The following is a 17,229-nucleotide window of genomic DNA, read 5'->3' as shown; positions in this document are numbered from 1 at the left end:
GTCGCGCCCTCACCACTCGCTTCGAGTATGCGCGAGCCGACGCGACCGGGCAAGCGGCTCCGCTCGGGTGAGTGCACGGTACCGTGAGGACACCAGGCAGAGACACCGTCCCGTGCGAGTGGCATGCTAGGAGCGAGGCGGTGCGAACGTGCAGCCCTTGGGGCTCGGCGGGAAGGGGGTTGTGGTGGAGTGGGGAACACTCTTGGCGGAGCGGATGAGCCGGCTGGGAACCGAGAGCGCCTTCGAAGTGCTGGCTCGCGCGCGGGCGCTCGAAGCGCAAGGCCGGTCGGTGATCCATCTGGAGATCGGCGAGCCGGATTTCGATACACCCGAGCATATCGTCGCGGCAGCGATCGATGCGTTGCGTTCGGGCGATACGCACTACACCCCGGCCGCTGGGTTGCCGGAACTCCGGGCGGCGATCGCCGAGGAGGTAAGCCGGACGCGGGGGATTCCCGTCGACCCCGATCAGGTCGTGGTGACGCCCGGCGGCAAGCCGATCATGTTCTTCACCATCTTGGCGCTGGCGGAAGACGGTGGCGAGGTCATCTATCCGGATCCGGGCTTCCCGATCTACGAGTCGGTGATCCGCTTCGCTGGTGCGACACCGGTGCCCTTGCCGCTGCGGGAAGAACTCGGTTTCGCTTTCGATCCGGACGAGTTGCGCCGGCTGGTCACGGCGCGGACGAGACTAGTCATCGTCAATTCGCCGCATAACCCGACCGGTGCGGTCATCGGGCGGGAAGCACTGGAGGAGCTGGCGCGGCTGGCGCAGGAGTACGGCTTCGTCGTCCTCTCGGACGAGATCTACCGGCGGATCGTGTACGACGCAGAAGTCCGGAGCATCGCCAGCTTCCCTGGGATGGCAGAGCGGACGGTGATCCTGGACGGCTTCTCCAAGACCTATGCGATGACCGGCTGGCGGCTCGGCTACGGAGTCGCGCCGCGCTGGTTAGCCGAGCATCTGGTGCGTCTGGCGGTGAACTGCCATTCCTGTGTCCCGGGTTTCACGCAGCGTGCTGGCCTGGCTGCGCTGCGTGGGCCGCAAGAACCGGTGGAGCGGATGGTCGCCGAGTTCCGCCGGCGGCGGGACGCGGTCGTCGCGGGGCTCAACAGTTTACCGGGAGTGCGGTGCCTGGAGCCAGCTGGCGCGTTCTACGTGTTTCCGAACGTCACGGGAACGGGGCGTGCGGCGGAGACGCTGGCCCGAGAACTCCTCGAGCGCGCGGGCGTTGCGGTGCTGGCGGGAACAGCGTTCGGCCAGTACGGACAGGGATACCTGCGACTCTCGTTCGCGAACTCGCTCGAGAACCTCCTGGAGGCGATCGAACGGATGCGGCGGTATCTGGCTTGATCGCGCCTGGGCCGCGCTATCCCGATAAGCTCGCGTTGGGTCGTTCCAGGCTTTCGGACAGAGCGACAGGAGAAGCGTGGGCGACCAGCCGAGACGGTCGGTGACGCCTGCTCAGAGGGGCTCGTCATCGTCGGGCCAGCCCCTTCCCGGTGTCACACCAGACCGTCCCTCTCACGCGAGCCCCGCTGGATGGTCTGTTGCATCATGCCAGTGAGTTCACGTGCTTGTCGCCCCCACGGTCGCGTGCCTGACGGCTGCATCCGGGGTCAGGGTGCGAGAGCCGGGTCTGCCCCGGGCCCGCGCCGTGCTGCTCGTTGCCCGCCTGATAGGGACACGCGAACGGCTCGATTACGAATCTCCTCTTAGTAGACAGAAAAGGTATGGAAGCGCGTTGGAAGTCGTGCTAGAATCGTCGTGAACCGACACATCCTTTCCAGTGCGCAGGGGCGAGAGGGGGTGCTCGATGCAGTCGGGAGCGGCCATGCTTTTTCTGCTCGTGACTGTCCTCTGGACGGCCGTACTCTGGTGGGTCGCGGCACGCGCGGGAGCGGCGGCACCGTACGAGCGCGTGAGCCCTGTCATCGGCCGGATCCGTCGGCTGGGTACACCGGCTGTGGTCGTCGTCCTCGGTATCGCGTTCGTCGTCTCGCTGGCGTTTCTGCCGTACGCCAGTTCACGCGCTGCCCGACTCGGAGAACCGACCGTCCATGTCGAGGTGACCGGACGGATGTGGGCGTGGGAACTCAGCCAAACCAGGATCCCGCGCGGTCAAGTGGTCGAGTTCAGGGTGACCGCCGCGGACGTGAATCACGGGTTCGGCGTGTTCAGTCCGGACGGGCGGCTCGTCACGCAGGTGCAAGCGATGCCCGGGTACACGAACCGGTTGTTGTACCGGTTCGACGAACCTGGTGTCTACACGATCCGTTGTCTCGAGTTCTGCGCGACTGGCCATCACCTGATGCAGGCGCAGTTCACCGTCGAGTGAGGAGGGGCTACCATGGCACCGGTGAGGACGAACGGTGAGCAGCTCCAGCGGTCGGTCGATCAAGCCGCGCTCGTCTATCTCTTGACTGGCTTCGCGGTCTTCCTCCTGATGGGGTTGCTCGGACTCGCGATGCGGCTCCAGCATGCGGGCTGGCTCGACCTCGGGCCACGCTGGTTCTATCGGATCATGACCCTGCACGGTGCGGGCATGGTGGCGGGGGTTCTGCTCGCCTCGCTGGGTGGGGTGTCCGCAGTGATCGCTCCGCGCATCGGTTTGAGCCCACGGTTGTTGTGGAGCGCGTACGTCGTCTACTTCCTCGGTTCCGGTCTCGTCGTTCTCGCGACGCTGGTCGGAGGATTTGCGGCGGGGTGGACGACCACCTATCCGCTACCGGTGCGCGGAGACTGGCCAGTGAGCGCGACCTGGGGCTTCTTGTTCGGTTACACGCTCGTGGCTGTCGCGTTCCTCTTGTGGTGCCTGGCGGTCTTGCTGGGCGCTCGTCGGCGTTTCGGGAGCCTGGCGAACGCGCTGGCTTGGCCCGTGCTGTTCCGACGGCCGGCCAGCGGTGAACGGCCGCTGCCGACTGGCCCCGAACTCATCGCGACGGTGGTCGCTCTGGACGGCGTGATCGCTGTGCTGGCCGGTGTCGTGTACCTGGTTCCGATCTTCGCGCAGCTGTTGGGCCTCGTGAGCGGTTTCGACGTGCTCTTCGCCAAGAACATGCTCTTTCTGTTCGGCCACACGCTCGTGAATCTGAATATCTACGTTGCGGTCGCGCTAGTGTATGCGACTCTCGGGGCCTACACCGGTCGGTCGTTCAAGATGAGTTTTCCGGTCGCACTGGCTTTCAACCTCGTCATCGTGCTGGTGCTGCTTCCTTACTTCCATCATCTGTACCAGGACTTCGCTCAGCCGCTGCCGCTGCACCTCCTGGGGCAGTTCGGTTCGTACGCGGTCGGCGTACCGGCCTTCTTCGTGACGATCATCGGAAGCCTGGGACTCCTGTATGGGTCGCAGGTGCGCTGGTCAGCGCCGGTCATCTTCGTTCTCGCTGGGTTGTGGGGCTGGACGATCGGCGGTGTGGCCGCGGTCATCGATGGTACGATCGCGGTCAACAACGTCATGCACAATACGCTGTGGGTACCGGCGCACTTCCACTCGTACTACCTCTTCGGTGCGGCGGGTTTCACGTGGGCATATCTCTTCCACCGGCTGAGTGGCGTCGAGGGCTGGGCGAGGAGCGTGGCGGCACGCCGCCTGGCGTGGTTGTACGCTATCGGCGCTGGCGGTTTCGTGCTCGCGTTCTTCTTTTCCGGTCTCCAGAGCGTGCCGCGCCGGTATGCTGTTCACCTTGCCGAGTGGCAGGGACTCGCACAGATCGCTGTTCCGTTCGTGCTGCTGCTCGTGGTTGCCTTCGCGGGGCTCCTCCTCATGGTGGTGCGGAGCGTTCCGGCTGCCTGGCGTCTCCCAGCGATCGAGCCGGCCGCGGACGACTGAGTGCGAACGGCGTCAGAGTGAAGAGTCCGCGGGAGCAGGGCCGTGAGATGCGGTCAGGCGTAACCTCGTGAGGGGGTTCGCGGTGCGCGAGATCGAGAGTCGCCCGAAACGGGAAGCTCGGTCGATCGAGGGTGACGCGCTGGCTCCAGGAGAGTTGGTGACGCAACTGCTCGATACTGCAGAGAAAAAAGCCCGGTTGGGAGTCCTGCAGTTGATCGTGCGCGGGGCGGTCAGTGGCGGCCTGCTCGGCGCGGCGACGTTGCTTGCCGCTGCTGCATGGGCCCAGGGTCTCCCGCGCCTGACCGGAGCGCTGGTGTTCCCGGCCGGATTCTGCATGCTCGTGCTGCTGGGAATGGAGCTGGCCACGGGCAACTTCGCTCTCTTGCCAGCCGCCTGGTACACGCGCCGGGTGACGGGGCGGGAGGTCGCTCGAAACTGGTGGTGGGTCTTTCTCGGGAACGCCATCGGTGCCGGAGCGTTCGCGACGCTGGCGGTGGCGAGTCTCACGGGCTGGTGGACTCACGGAGCGGGCCCGATCGGTGAACAGTTGTCGAATTGGGCACTCGCCAAGACCGTGGCCTATCGTGAGGCGCGCTGGCTGGGTTGGCTGACCGTCCTGACGAAGGCCATCCTGGCCAACTGGCTCGTGACCGTCGGGACAGTGCTCGCTTTCGCCTCGCGGTCGACGGTCGGGAAGATCGTGGCGATGTGGCTCCCGATCATGACCTTCTTCGGGTTGGGGTACGAGCATTCGGTCGTCAACCTGTTCGTGATACCAGCCGGGATGCTCGTCGGGGCACCGGTCGGTGTTGGGGACTGGTGGATCTGGAACCAGATACCTGCCACCTTGGGCAACATCGCTGGTGGTGCGTTACTGACCGGTCTGCCCTTGGTGTGGATCCACGGTGAGAAGTGAGCGCCGTGGTGGAGCCGCTCGTCTGGCTACCTCTTTCGGAATGGTTCGATCCACGGAACTGGACGTGGCGGTTGCCAGTCGTGATCGGCCTGAGTTGGCTCGTCGTGGGTTACCTGGTGGGCTCGATTCGACTCCAGCACCGGAGACCGATGCGAGCGGTCTGGCGACGCATTACTTGCTGGACCGTCGGAGTCGGGATGCTGGGTCTGGCGCTGCTTTCGCCTCTCGACGAGTTCGGAGGCCTGTTCTTTTCGTGGCACATGGTGCAACACCTCGTTCTCTTGTACGCGGCGCCAGTGCTGCTGCTGGGCTGGCCGTTCGCGGTCCTTCTTTGGGCATTGCCCCGGAGACTGCGACAAGCGGTGGGGCGAGCACTGGGGCGCTCGTCGCCGGGTGGGCGTCTCTTGCGAGTCCTGACGTCGCCGGCAAGCGCCTTGGGGGCAGGTATCGTATCGCTGTGGGTCTGGCACTTCCCGCCGCTCTACGACGCGGTCCTGACGCGCCGTTGGTTGCACGATATCGAGCACATCACCTTCTTCCTCGGTGCCCTACTGTACTGGTGGCCGCTCGTCGGTGTGCCGCCGGTGAGCGGGCGTTTCCGTACCGAAGGAGGGCGGGTATTCTACCTGGTACTGTACGGTTCTCAGGCGGGACTTCTGGGGGCCCTGGTCACCTTCTGGCCGGGGGTCTTGTACCACCGCTATCTGGTGGAGCGAGCACTACCGGCTGACCGGTTGCTGGCCGACCAGGCATTTGGCGGCCTGCTCATGTGGCTCAGCGGGCCGGTCGTGGTCTTGCTCTTGTCCCTGCTCACGCTGGGGCGGACCGTGCAGCATGTTGCCGAGGGTGAGGTGCTCGTACCACACTGAGACATGGCGTGACCACGCCATCGGTTCGGGAAGGAGGGAGTGTGGGCGAGTACGAGCACCGCGAACGTGCACTCGTTATCGGGGGAGGGATCGCTGGGCTGGTCGCGGCCTGGCGCCTCCAGCAGGCTGGGGTCGAGGTCGAAGTGCTGGAGGCGCGCGATCGGGTCGGCGGTCGCTTGTGGACAGCCTCCGAGTACGGTCCGTTCCCGGTGGAACTCGGAGCGGAGTTCATTCACGGTGACCGGGTGATCACCTGGCGTTTCCTGGAGCGTTACGGCTTACGAGCGCTCGACGATCCGAGCCAGGACCGTCGTTACGTCGGGATGAAAGGCCGCGTGTTCCCCTCGGAAGACCTCTCGCGCCCGCTCGGGGAGGGGATTTTCGCACCGCTCGCGCGGGCATCCGAGGCCTGGTTCGCAGCCGGAAAGCCGGATACGGATCTGGCGACGGCATTGCGCTGGTGGCCCCAGGAGGAAGGCATCGATCTGACTCCTCAGCTATGGGAGCTGTGGCGAACGCTCGCCTCGATCGGCTGGTCGGCCGATCTCGAGGAGATCGGCGTGTATGGCGATGTCGAGGCGACGTACGAGGGAGACGGTTGGCGCAACTGGCGCATCGTGGAAGGGCAGCAGGCACTGGCCGAACGCCTGGCGGCGGAGCTGGGGACGTCCGTGCGGCTCGGTTGTGCGGTGGAACGCATCGACTGGAGCGAAGATAGCGTGTGTGTCGTCACCACGGAGGGCGCACGGCGTGGCGACTGGGCTATAGTGGCGCTGCCGCTAGGCGTGCTCCAGTCGGGGGCGGTCGAGTTCGTTCCCGGTCTTCCAGCGGAGCTGGCGGAGGCGATCCAGCGGCTGTCTCCCGGGTACTCGATGAAGATCGTGGTGGAGTTCACCGAGGATCCGTGGACACCCGAGATCGGCTGCTTGTTCGTGACGACGCCGCACGGGATCTGGGAGCGGCCCGGACTCGGCTTCGCGGCACCGGAGCCGGTGTTCAGCTTGCTGGTCGGGGGCAGCGATGCGCGGCGTCTGAGTGCAATGGGCGAGGAGGACGCGATCCGCGAGGTCGTCCAAGCCCTCGGTGCTGTGCTTGGCCAAGACCTTGTCGGTCGCATCCGTCAGGGGCGCGTTGTTGACTGGGGGCGTGACCCGTGGTGCCGCGGTGGCTATTCGTTCGTCCCGCCTGGTGCTTCGGGTCTACGGGCGCGGTTCAGCGAGGTCGTCGGTGGGCGACTGGTCTTCGCTGGCGAACATACCAGCGTCGAGCGTCCCTCGACAGTCCACGGTGCGATCGAGAGCGGGTTGCGGGCAGCGGAGCAGATTCTCGAGTTCCGGGCCGCCGTCACGCTGGGCTCCTGAGCACTGATCCACTCAGTGTTTGCCGACGGTTTCGAGCCAACCCGGTAGATCGGCGATGGAGGCGAGCGAGACGTCCGGCTGGCCACGTTCGAGATCCTGCGGGCGGAACCGGCCGGTGCGGACGAGTATACCCGTCATGCCGAGCGCCTGCGCGGGAAGAACGTCGGCGTTCAGGCTGTCGCCGATCATGGCGACCTGTTCGGGCGGCAAGCCCAGCCGGGCCAGGCCGGCCCGGAAAAAGTCAGGCGAGGGCTTGCCGACCACGTGCGGTGACCGTCCGACTGCAGCCTCCAGGCCCAGAAGGAACGCACCGGCGTCGAGCGCCAAGCCGTCGCGGCGTTCCCAGACGAGGTTGCGGTGCATGGCGACGAAATGCGCACCGCGCAGCAGCAGGCGGAATGCCTGGTTCAAGCGGTCGTAGGTGTAGGCCGGACCGGCGCCGCCGAAGACGACGACCGTCGCCGAATCGTCCTCGACGAGTGGGATGCCAGCGAATTCCTCGCGGACGTCCCCCTCGACGAGGAGGAAGCAGGGCTCGTCTGGATAGTGCTTACGCAAGTATGTGGCGGTCGCTGCACCGGCAGTGACGATCTCGTCGTCGGCGACCGGAAAGCCAAGTTCGCGGAGCAGGTGCCCGAGCTGTCGGCGAGTCCGGATGGTCGTGTTGGTGAGCAGGACGAAGGGAATGCCGCGGGCACGCAATGCCGCGAGCGCTCGCACGGCGCCGGGGATCGGTTGCCCATCGATATGGAGGACGCCGTCGACGTCGATGAGGAGTCCCTTGATGGGCGGTCGCGACATGGCCACCTCTCGGATGCGGGACGCTCCCTCGATGGAGAGTGTACCGTGAGCGGGTAGCCATCGGGGACGTTGCCGTGGGGAGGGGATCTCGCGGAGACTCCCTCCCCACGCTGGTGGTCGCTGGGTTCCGGCTTCAGCGATCTCCGGCGAGCACGATTGAATGATCGGTCAGTGCGAGAGGCTGGAGCGTGGCCGGTTCGTCCTGTTCGGTCAGCATGCCGGATTGGGCGATACGGAAGCGGGACAGCGCGTGCGCGAGCTCGTTCGCGAACTCGACGAGACGGTCCGCAGCGTGAGCGACTTCGCGAACACGAGCCGCCATGTCTGCGGCTGCATCGGATACGGACTGGGCGGCGAGGGCATGACGCTGGGCGGTGGTCGCGACGTGACGCACCGACTCCCGTGCGCGACAGGCTGTGACGTCGAGTTGGGACGCAGCGGCAGCATGCTGCTCGGCGATGGCGGCCGTGCTCTCCAGTGCCTCGCGGAGCCTGGCGCTCTGTGCTGTGCTGGCCGCGAGCGCCTCGAGGAGTTGCTGGTTCGCGGTCGCGATGGCGCTCGCGCCGTGCTGGATCGTCTCGAACGCCGTCGCGACGTTGTGGGCATGCTCCGCCAACCGTTCGACTGCCGCAGCACTCTCGTGCATCGCGTCGACGGTCTTTTCGACGGTGCGCTGGATATCGGAGATCATCGAGCCGATCTCGTCGGTCGAGCGTGACGAACGCTCGGCGAGCTTGCGCACCTCCTCAGCGACGACGGCGAACCCCTTGCCTGCTTCACCGGCCCGCGCGGCTTCGATCGCTGCATCGAGGGCGAGGAGATCGGTCTGTTCGGTAATCTCTCAACTATCCGATGGGTGACTATGCCTATTCGACATCGGGATACCGCCGCGTCGTCGTACTGGCGACGGATCATGCGGGTGGCCGGGAACACGCGTCCGGGCTCATGAAGCGCTTCCGCGAGCTGAGTGGTGAGATCGTCGGGGAACTCTACGCGCCGCTGGACACGGTGGACTTCGCGCCCTATTTCCAGCAGCTCGCTGGGTACTCGGCTGATGCCGTCTGGGCATGGTTCGCGGGAGCCGACGCGTCGCGCTTCGTGACGCAATGGGAAGACTTCGGGTTCGAGGGGCAGATCCCGCTGATCGGCTCGGGGTGGGTCACCGATGAACCGGTTCTCCCGGAGATGGGCGAGGCAGCGGAAGGGATCGTCACCTCGTTCCACTCCTCGCCGTTCGTGCAGACGGTCGAGATACAGAACTTCGTCTCGGCCTACCGCCAACAGTACGATGCCTGGCCCGGTGTGACGGCGTACAACGGGTGCATCTTCGCGCGGGTGCTGGAGGAAGCGCTGTCGCGCCTCTCGGGTGACTCTTCGCGCGACGCGTTCCTCGAAGCGCTCCGGGCGATCGACTTCCAAGGCGCGACCGGCCGCTACCGGATGGACCCGGAAACCCAGGGACCGATTCTGACGGTGTTCATCCGACGAGTTGAGCGAGTGCAGAACGAGTTCGGTAACCGCGTCATCGCCTCGTTCCCGGATGTCCCCGACCGGGTGGCGCAGCCGTCTTGAGCCACGTCGTTACCTCGCGATCAGTCGACTGGCCGTGCTCACCGACGGACGATGGGTACTCGACTCGTTCGTTCCGCTACGTCCCCGTGAGTCAACCAGGACGAGCATTGTGGTTCGCTCCATCGCGGGCTCGTCATCCCTGACGATCCGGAACGCCTGGTTCCGGGTGACCAGCTCGTCATGAGACGAGCCGGGGCCGTCGCTCCACGAGGTAGGCGAGCGTCGCACTCGCGTTCGTAGGCGAGAGCCGGCACGGCTTGCGCGTTTCCGTAGCGTGCGGTAGCAAGGTACGGGTCGGAGTCCGCAACCTGCGGTGCACGGAGAGTGAAGGGTGGGTCGTCATGGAACGGATCGGGTTCATCGGGCTCGGGATCATGGGGCAGCCGATGGCGCGGAATCTCCTGCGCGCGGGATTCTCTTTGACCGTCTACACGCGTGACCAGCGCAAGATCGAGCGGTTCGTCGAAGAGGGTGCGCAGGGGGCGCACTCGCCACGGGAGGTTGCCGAGCAGAGCACGGTCGTGATCACGATGCTGCCGGACTCACCCGAAGTCGAGGAAGTCGCGCTCGGTCCGAATGGGGTGATCGAGGGGATCCAGCCGGGGAGCCTCTTCATCGATATGTCGACGATCGACCCCTCGGTGGCGCACAAGCTGCACGCGGCGTTCGCCGAGCGAGGGGTGGAGGCGCTCGACGCCCCAGTTTCCGGTGGGCAGATCGGGGCGGAGCAGGGGACGCTTTCGATCATGGTCGGCGGGTCGGAGCAGGCGTTCCAGCGGGCCTTGCCGATCTTCCAAGCGATGGGGAAGAACATCGTGCATGTCGGTGGTCCTGGGGCCGGTCAGGTGACGAAAGCGTGCAACCAGGTCGTCGTCGCGTTGACGATCCAGGCGGTCGCCGAAGCGCTCCTGCTCGCCGAGAAAGCGGGGGTCGATCCAGCGCGGGTGCGACAGGCGTTACTCGGTGGGTTCGCCCACAGCCGGATCCTCGAGGTGCACGGGCAGCGGATGCTCGAGCGCTCTTTCGCGCCGGGCTTCCGGGCACGTTTGCACCGTAAGGACCTCCGGATCGCGCAGAACTTGGCACGAGAGCAGTCGGTACCACTGCTCGCCACGCAGCAGGTCGCCGCGCTCTTCGACAGCATGTTGGCGCGGGGGCTCGGCGAGCATGACCACTCGGCACTCGCGCTGGTCTACCGCGCGCTGGCGGGTGACACCGAGTCGGTCGCCTGAGTACGGTCTCTCGCACGCAGGTGTGGCGAGGAGCTCGAGGCGAAGACGGTCGTACACGGATCGCACGGGGTGGAGGAGCCAGACGTGCGGGGACGGTAGGGAACGTCTTACCTCCGTCGAGAGCGGCGCGGGTGAATGCAGTCTCGTCCGTATCCGAGTCGAGGGAGGACTCGTTCCGCCTCCCTCACCGAGGTATCGAGCTGGTTCGGACGGTGTCTACATGTTCCGCGCTCGAGTCCTGCTGCCGGGTGGAGACCAGGTGGCCACAGCCGACAGCGGTGGACGGATCGCTCTGGTGTCGCGATCGATTCCGGAGCATTCGACAGAATGCGTCACGTATGACCTGGGATCGGGCGGAGCGCACTCGCCTTCCGGTGCGGCTCCGGTCGGGGAGCGTCCGTGCCGTCAGCCGGCAGTCTCGTGACCGTCGCTGGTCGATGGAGGCGGTGCGCTCGCCTCGCTCGATGCCGACGCCCGCCGTCGCGCGAGCCGGTCGGTCAACTGGATGTCCAGCGCTTTCGGGTCCTCGAGCAGCTGTTTCGCTGCTGACTTCTTGGTGGATCGGGTGAGTGCCCAGGCCGTTGGGAGATCGCACCCTCGCGCAGCGAGGCGTTCGACCATGTGTGGGTGCGTCCACCATTCGGAAGACTGATCCGAACGTCCGATCCAGTCGGGAAGATCGCTTCCGGAGAAGAATTCCCGCACCGTGAGAGCCACGACGGCTCCGAGGGGAACCGCACCCTTCGCGCGGTCCTGCAGGAGCTCATCTTCGATGACGGACCAGACGGCAGTGACGAGGTCTGCCTTGACCAGCGAAGAGGCCCAAGCGGCTGTGCCAGCGAGGTCGGCCGCGGCTCGGTCGGCGAGGAGTTCTCGTTCGACCATCTTGGCTCGCTGCCAGAACGCGAAGCGAGCGAGCCCGAACCGCACCAGCGGCCGGAGTAGCGCGCAGATCGGATCGGGGAGGCGCGCGGTGACGGTCGCGACGACCAGTAGCGTTCGAGCGGCGAAGTCGGTGAAAAGCGTTTGGAGCCGTTTGGGGCGCGTGTCCTGGCGGCGAAAGTGGTCGAGTTCGTGGGCGATGACCGCCCGCAACTCGTCCACGTCGAGGAGATAGAGCAGGACCAGCGAGAGCCCGAGCGTCCGACCGGTGACCGTCGCGTCGGCCAGGCGAACAGGAGATTCGGTCCCGAAACACAACGGACCGAGCGTGAGCAGCAGGTTGTCGGGGGGCGCGGTGCCCAGCTGGTCCGCGACCTCCTCGACGATCCGCCAGAGCGCAGGTGCCTGCGCACGGGTAACCGGCAGAGCGCTCGCGATTTCATCGAGTAGACCTGGGCGCGTCGGTGCGGACGACATCGTGCAACGCTTCCTCCTTCTCTCATGCCCGCATGACGCTCGGACAGTGAAGCCAGCCAGGGCCCCATCGCTCGGCGCGAGGGAGCCACCGACTCGGGTAAACGCCAGGGCGTGTCCCTCCGATGCGCTCGTTCTCGAGTTCTCGCGCGGATGGTGGTTGCCTCCAGACTGCGTGTGCGCGACCCTCACGGTGCAGCGCGTCCCCGAGCGGGCTGCCGGGACCGTACCCGGCAGTTCCAGAGGGCGCGGTGTGGGAAACCTGCCGAGTCGGTGCGGGCGTCTATCGAGCGACTGGCGATCGGTGCAGCAGACGAGTATCGTCCTTCTGTCACTTTCGCGTGCTCGCCCCGTGCCGGACCGTCGTGACGCCTGGCGTACGTCGCGGAGCAGCGCTGAGACCGTTTCGACCAGGCTGGTCAGGTCGCGATCGATCGCCTCGGGGTGCTCGAGGAGCTCGACAGCTGGCACCGCCGGGGGTACCGCCGCGCTCCAGGCCTCGGCGAGGTCGATGCCGAGCGCTTCCAACCGTACCGGCAACGGGGGATGGGTATCGACCGGATGCGCGGTCCGCTCGCGGGTGAGCCAGTCCGGCGGCTCGGTCGCGAGCAGCGCCTGCGCGGCCAGCCAGGCGACCGCTGCGCCGACCGGGGGTGGGCTCTGGCCGTCCTTCTCCGTCGCTCGCTGGAGATAGACCACCCACGCCGGAGCTGCGACCGCGACCTTGAGCAGCGCAGTCGCGAACGCGAGCGGCCCCGCGACGCGCGCGGCCGCACGGTCGGCAGCGAACTCGCGCTCCCGGGAGTGGGCTGCGGTCGCGAGCGTGAACCGCTCCACCGTGAAACCGAAGATCGGCACGAGGGGGAGGACGGCGACAGCGCGGGCGTCGCGGTCGAGTGTGGCACGGAGTCTTTCGAGCGCCTCGGCCGCGGCGCGGAGCGCGGGCGCGAATTCCCGCGAGTAGCGCGTGTCTTCGCCGTGGAAGTGGGCCAGCTCGTGCGCGACCACCGCGCGCAGCTCGCGCTCGTCCCAGAGGTGCAGCAGCGGTAGGGAGAGGCAGAGCGTGCGACCCGAGACTCGCTGGTCCGGCAGGACGACTGGTACCTCGACCGCGTAGCAGTTGGGCTCGGGGGTGAGGACGAGGTTGTCCGGGGGCGTGGTCCCGACGGTGCGCGCGACCTCGTCGATGAGTCGCCAGAGCGCGGGCGCTCGGGCACGGCTGAGCGGCACAGCGATCTCCCGCTGCTCCAGCGGCTTGCCCCAGGCCAGGGCTGTCGCCGCTGTCCGCAACGCCGCGTAGGCTCCCAGGAGGAGCACGACCAGGAGAAAACCAGGCCAGATCGACTCGAGAAAGACGATCATCAGGAGCGCGATGCTCCCGGCGACGAGCGCGGAGAGCGCGAGGCCGAGCAGCGCAGCGCCGATGCCGGTCGCTCGCACGGCCTGCCGGAACAGCGCTGGGAGGCGCTCGCGCGACTGCTGCGCCTGGCTGGCCCGATGGGCGACGAAACCGAGCAGACCGAGGCCGAGGAGGCCGGTCAGGATGCCACCCGTCTGGAGCCAACCGGCCGCTTGGAACTCGACGCACTCCGTTCGCTCGGCGAACCCGGGTCGCTGACAGAGGAACTCCAGGCGCAGGTGGTCTCGGAGCACGTTCGCACGCGAGGGGCCGAGTTCGCTCACGGCGAGGTCGTAGATCCGATCGTTCAACTGGCTCCGCACGCAGGAGCCGCTCAGCCAGACCAGGGCGGGGAGCAACAGGACGACGAGGATGACCCCGAGACGACTGCCGTTCTGTCCCACCGTAGCCTGCGGGTGTTCTGCCATCTGCCCTCTCCTCGTGCAACCAACGACTGACCAGCCTCCCTCGTAGTCTCGACGACCGGTGGGAATACAGGTATTCCCGCGGATCGAGCGGGTGCAGCGATCTGTTCGTCTCGAGGGGAAGCCGGAGGCGCGTGTTGCGGAACGCTCGGGAGCCCGCGAGAGATCCGGAACTCAGCGCATGGGAAGCGGTTCCAGTGGGGCTACCGAGCGAGGAGACGGTAGCCGATCTCCACTGCCAACCAACCGGCGGAGAAGAACGGGATCAGGGGCAGGCCCGGGGTCGGGTGCAGGGTGAGGACGGCGAAGGCGAGCGCGAGACCGAGCAACGGGGGGATGGTTCCGGCGAGGACGGGAAGCGCGCGCCGCTTCGCGTGGGCTGCGAGCGCGACGGCGAGGAGGAGGTCGAGCGCGCCGAGCACGAAGCGCCGCCCGTGCGGCAATAGGAGCACGACATTGCCGTAGAAAAACGCCGTGGGCAGGTGTGCCGGACTGTCCGCTGCACTCGGAGCGGGCAGCAGAAAGAGCCCGATGTCGATGGCCGACAGGGTGGCCAGGACGAGTCCCAGTGGCATGGGGCGTGCTGGAACGAGCGAGGCGAGCATGCCTCCGCTGGACAGTGCGAAGACAAAGACGAGCACGTCCGTCCAGGGATAGAGGCGAACCTCGAGCAGTGCGCCGGTCACGAGTGCGACCAGGCTGACGGTAGCCGCGACGAGCCAGCGACACGCGTGCCGAGGGACGAACCAGCCGGCTGTCGCCGTACCGGCCAGGAGCGTTGCATCGAAGCCGAACTCAGCCAGGCGGAGCACTGATCACCTCGCATCGGACAGTGAGGCCGCTGCACTACAGAGACTCTACCCCAACAGGCATGCGTGGCCAGTGCCAGTTCGCCTCCGGTGACCACGGGTGGGCGTGGGAACAGGTGTGCCCCGGCGGTACCGGCATGGAGTGGACATCGACGTGACGGCGCGTGAGGTTCTCCTCAGTGTGAATCGAGCAGGCGTTGCAGTCTGTCGACCAGCTGCCGCGAGCGTGTGGGGATACTCGTGCGATCGACCGCGTCGGTACGCATGCCGCAGTGGGCGAGGTCGTTCCGGAGCTGCCCCAGCTGGTTCCAGAGATCGCCGATGTCCCAGTGGGGGTGGTGGGCAGCCAGGCGCGAGCCCTGTCTGGCTGCGGAGCCGAGTTCGCCCAGGATCCGCTCGGCCTGCTCGCGCGCCGCTCTCTGACGCCAGTGTGTGCGCATCTCGGGCATGAACGACCAGATGAACCAGCTGACGAGCCATTCGCGAGCCATGGTGACCGCTTGGAGCACCAGTCCCTTCTCGAGGGCGTAGCGGATGACCGCCAGCTGGGCCTGCAGGTGGCCGCGATCGAGCGTCTCCGGGTCGGGGTGCGCCAGGGCGGCAACGTCCGCAGCGAGACGGTCGGCGAGGAGGGCGAACGGTGGAGCCCAGCGAGCCAGTTCCTCGCGAGCGCGACCGAGGCGTTCTCCGAGCAGGTGTGCTGCTCCAGCGGCTTCGACAGGCCGGTTGAGGCGGATCGCCTCGCTCCAGGCCTCGAGCGCTGTGCCGACGGCTTGGAGCTGACGCGGTAACTCATGGCGCCCTCGGCGCCAGGCTGACGCCTGCGTCTCGCGCAAGCGTTGGGCGAGGAGGCGGCCGTCGCCGGAGCGCTCGAGCGCTTCGATCCCGCTCAGCCAGCCGACCAGGTCGAGGAGCGGCGTGAGGTCGAAGACCGGTGCCTCGTGCTCTTCCGGGTCGCGTGCCTCGTAGGCACCGTAGACGATGCGCTCGAGGGTCACGTTACGGAGGTCGCGCAGGAGGACAGCAGCGACGGCGGCGAACAGCGGCAGGGAGCGGAAGCCGTGGGTCACGTCGATGACGAGGCTGCTCCCTTCCGGGAGGGCTCCGGCCAGACGGTCGAAGATTTCCCACAGTTCCGCTTCGCTCCGGCCAGGCGGGATGGGTACCGGTTCGACCCGACTGCCCAGCTGGCTGCGGAGCGTTTGCCAGTGCGGCCCGCGCTCGGCTTCGGCCGTGAGGAGCACGAGTACCCGCTCGGGATCGAGCCAGGCAGCGAGCGCCAACGGGAAGAGGTGCGTGGTGGAGCGGCGCACCTCGCGACCGTCATCCCAGACGTAGGTCACCGTCCGGTAGTGGCCGGTACCGAGGAAGGTGACGAGATGCATGAGGGCCTCCTCCCTCCCGAAGCACGTTTGCTCCAGCGAGCCTGCTGGCTCCTACGGACTCGCGACCTCGCGAGCAGACCGATTTCCCGGTTAGAATAGCGGTACACGACCGGGCCGGCAAGCGGCACTGTCCGATCCGGCGAAGCGGTTCCGGACGGAGAACTGGCGCACGAGTGGGGGGTGACCGGTGCGACCGATGCGAGACCGGAACGGGCGCGTCCTCCCGACACCGCTGCAGGACGATCCTTGGTGGTGGGAGACGACGGGTGACGTGCGCGTACTCCTGGCATTCGCCCTGCGGAGATATGGGCACCCGGGCACCGCGCATGGACTCGACCGGGACGTCGAGGAACGGCTCGCTCGGAGGCTCGTCGGCTGGCGGGTCGGGAAGCCTCGACGCGAAACGGAGCCTGACCAGTCTGGCGGACAGGCCAGCGCAGCGATCGAGCCGGCAGGAGCGCCGGTACCCCGCTGGCTGGAGCAGGGGCCGGAGCAGCGACCGGTCGGGGCAGCGGTGGTTCCAGTGCGCCAGCGTCACAAGGAGGTGCGGTGGACGCACCGAAGACTGCAGCGCAGCCGCTCGATGCACTGGCTGCAGCTCTGGAGCAGTTCCTCTCGCTGGCGGCCCGTCCGCTCGCGGTCACCCGCGTCGGGCGAGACCGGCTCGAGGTTCGTGCCGCGCCGGAAGGTGACAGCCGCCCTTTGCCCGTCCTGATCGCGCAGCTCGTCACCGCAGGAGCGCGCGACCACGTGCGGCAGGTCGACCGCTGGCTGGGAACCGGGGTCGAGCGGGTCTGGCTGCTCGATCCATCTGCCCGGGCGGTGACCGTGCACCGGGCTGAGGGATCCCCGCTCTGGTACGGCGCACCGAGCCGGGTCCCGCTGGAGCCCTGGTGGCCGGACTGGGGCATCGACCTGGCGGTGCTCTTCGCGCAACCGGGCGGACGACCGCTCGTCCGGCTCGGCGGCGACGAGCGGGTGCCGTTCAGACGGCGTCGGTCAGCATGAGGAGCACGGTGGTTCCCTGCTCGCCCCCCTTGACGACGACCGTGAGGGCAGCATCGCCGCGCTTGGCCGCCACCGAACTCTTGGGCGATGGCTGGAGCGTCCAGCCGAGCTGTTGGAGCGCCGTGCGGTAGAAGTCGAGTACCTTGTCGGCGGGGTCGGGCGTGGCGAAGCTGATGGTACCCCCGTTCTGGACCTGGGTGGCGAGCGGCGAGAGCTCGCCCGGCTCGGAGCCGGGATACTTGGGCACCTGGTGCATCGCC

Annotated in this window: 14 protein-coding genes and 1 pseudogene; 9 read left to right on the top strand and 6 right to left on the bottom strand. The window is 67.2% G+C overall.

Translation table 11 applies throughout. The features are described 5' to 3' along the window. Positions 1-214: 214 nt before the first annotated feature. From OO015_RS09620 to OO015_RS09595, 6 genes are all read left to right on the top strand, one after another. Complete coding sequence (locus OO015_RS09620) at positions 215-1,354, top strand: pyridoxal phosphate-dependent aminotransferase (protein ID WP_416236602.1); 1,140 nt, start codon at positions 215-217, stop codon at positions 1,352-1,354. Positions 1,355-1,817: 463 nt separating this feature from the next. Next, entirely contained in the window at positions 1,818-2,339 is a 522-nt protein-coding gene (locus OO015_RS09615; protein ID WP_265941043.1) for a cytochrome c oxidase subunit II, read from the top strand. A gap of 12 nt (positions 2,340-2,351) precedes the next feature. Then, the gene (locus tag OO015_RS09610; protein ID WP_265941042.1) at positions 2,352-3,836 is read left to right on the top strand and encodes a cbb3-type cytochrome c oxidase subunit I; all 1,485 of its coding nucleotides are present in this window, start codon (positions 2,352-2,354) and stop codon (positions 3,834-3,836) included. 82 nt (positions 3,837-3,918) lie between these two features. After that, positions 3,919-4,752, top strand: coding sequence for a formate/nitrite transporter family protein (locus OO015_RS09605; RefSeq protein ID WP_265941041.1), 834 nt, complete (start codon positions 3,919-3,921; stop codon positions 4,750-4,752). Next, positions 4,749-5,621, top strand: coding sequence for a cytochrome c oxidase assembly protein (locus OO015_RS09600; protein WP_265941040.1), 873 nt, complete (start codon positions 4,749-4,751; stop codon positions 5,619-5,621). Before OO015_RS09605 ends, OO015_RS09600 begins: the two co-directional genes overlap by 4 nt. A gap of 41 nt (positions 5,622-5,662) precedes the next feature. Continuing rightward, a complete protein-coding gene (locus OO015_RS09595; protein WP_323053861.1) occupies positions 5,663-6,982 on the top strand; it encodes an NAD(P)/FAD-dependent oxidoreductase in 1,320 nt (439 codons plus the stop codon). A 12-nt stretch (positions 6,983-6,994) separates the two neighbouring features. On the opposite strand, the gene OO015_RS09590 is transcribed toward OO015_RS09595, so the two are convergent. Then, positions 6,995-7,783, bottom strand: a complete 789-nt coding sequence (locus OO015_RS09590; RefSeq protein ID WP_265941039.1) for a TIGR01458 family HAD-type hydrolase — start codon at positions 7,781-7,783, stop codon at positions 6,995-6,997. Between the two features lie 133 nt (positions 7,784-7,916). Further along, a complete protein-coding gene (locus tag OO015_RS09585) occupies positions 7,917-8,582 on the bottom strand; it encodes a methyl-accepting chemotaxis protein (protein ID WP_416236601.1) in 666 nt (221 codons plus the stop codon). A 53-nt stretch (positions 8,583-8,635) separates the two neighbouring features. Between OO015_RS09585 and OO015_RS09580 the strand changes: the two genes are divergently transcribed. Together OO015_RS09580 and OO015_RS09575 are read left to right on the top strand one after the other, a co-directional pair. After that, positions 8,636-9,355 (top strand): ABC transporter substrate-binding protein, encoded by a 720-nt coding sequence (locus OO015_RS09580; protein WP_265941038.1) that lies wholly within the window; start codon positions 8,636-8,638, stop codon positions 9,353-9,355. A 341-nt stretch (positions 9,356-9,696) separates the two neighbouring features. Further along, on the top strand, positions 9,697-10,587 hold the full coding sequence (locus OO015_RS09575) for a 2-hydroxy-3-oxopropionate reductase (protein WP_265941037.1): 891 nt from the start codon (positions 9,697-9,699) through the stop codon (positions 10,585-10,587). Between the two features lie 405 nt (positions 10,588-10,992). On the opposite strand, the gene OO015_RS09570 is transcribed toward OO015_RS09575, so the two are convergent. The 3 genes from OO015_RS09570 to csx2 form a co-directional block, all read right to left on the bottom strand. Next, on the bottom strand, positions 10,993-13,770 hold the full coding sequence (locus OO015_RS09570; RefSeq protein WP_265941036.1) for a M48 family metalloprotease: 2,778 nt from the start codon (positions 13,768-13,770) through the stop codon (positions 10,993-10,995). Between the two features lie 200 nt (positions 13,771-13,970). After that, positions 13,971-14,579 carry a hypothetical protein gene (locus tag OO015_RS09565; RefSeq protein ID WP_265941035.1) on the bottom strand — a complete coding sequence of 203 codons (609 nt, stop codon included), beginning with the start codon at positions 14,577-14,579 and terminating at the stop codon, positions 13,971-13,973. Between the two features lie 173 nt (positions 14,580-14,752). Further along, positions 14,753-15,961 carry a TIGR02221 family CRISPR-associated protein gene (gene csx2 / locus OO015_RS09560; protein ID WP_265941034.1) on the bottom strand — a complete coding sequence of 403 codons (1,209 nt, stop codon included), beginning with the start codon at positions 15,959-15,961 and terminating at the stop codon, positions 14,753-14,755. 549 nt (positions 15,962-16,510) lie between these two features. Here csx2 and OO015_RS09555 point away from each other — a divergent pair. Further along, complete coding sequence (locus OO015_RS09555; protein WP_265941033.1) at positions 16,511-16,969, top strand: hypothetical protein; 459 nt, start codon at positions 16,511-16,513, stop codon at positions 16,967-16,969. On the opposite strand, the pseudogene OO015_RS09550 reads toward OO015_RS09555, so the two are convergent. Beyond that, positions 16,947-17,229 (bottom strand): annotated as a pseudogene (locus tag OO015_RS09550) (hypothetical protein); the annotation flags it as partial. The gene OO015_RS09555 and the pseudogene OO015_RS09550 sit on opposite strands and share 23 nt — an antisense overlap.

Source organism: Thermomicrobium sp. 4228-Ro, from assembly GCF_026241205.1.
Taxonomy (GTDB): Bacteria; Chloroflexota; Chloroflexia; order Thermomicrobiales; family Thermomicrobiaceae; genus Thermomicrobium.
Note: the sequence above shows the minus strand (reverse complement) of the source record. Positions and strands in the feature narration are given on the sequence as shown.

Coding starts and splice junctions, on each gene's coding strand:
- OO015_RS09620 (WP_416236602.1), top strand. CDS start 215: ATGAGCCGGCTGGGAACCGAGAGCGCCTTCGAAGTGCTGGCTCGCGCG.
- OO015_RS09615 (WP_265941043.1), top strand. CDS start 1,818: ATGCAGTCGGGAGCGGCCATGCTTTTTCTGCTCGTGACTGTCCTCTGG.
- OO015_RS09610 (WP_265941042.1), top strand. CDS start 2,352: ATGGCACCGGTGAGGACGAACGGTGAGCAGCTCCAGCGGTCGGTCGAT.
- OO015_RS09590 (WP_265941039.1), bottom strand. CDS start 7,783: ATGTCGCGACCGCCCATCAAGGGACTCCTCATCGACGTCGACGGCGTC.
- OO015_RS09580 (WP_265941038.1), top strand. CDS start 8,636: ATGGGTGACTATGCCTATTCGACATCGGGATACCGCCGCGTCGTCGTA.
- OO015_RS09575 (WP_265941037.1), top strand. CDS start 9,697: ATGGAACGGATCGGGTTCATCGGGCTCGGGATCATGGGGCAGCCGATG.
- OO015_RS09570 (WP_265941036.1), bottom strand. CDS start 13,770: ATGGCAGAACACCCGCAGGCTACGGTGGGACAGAACGGCAGTCGTCTC.
- csx2 (WP_265941034.1), bottom strand. CDS start 15,961: ATGCATCTCGTCACCTTCCTCGGTACCGGCCACTACCGGACGGTGACC.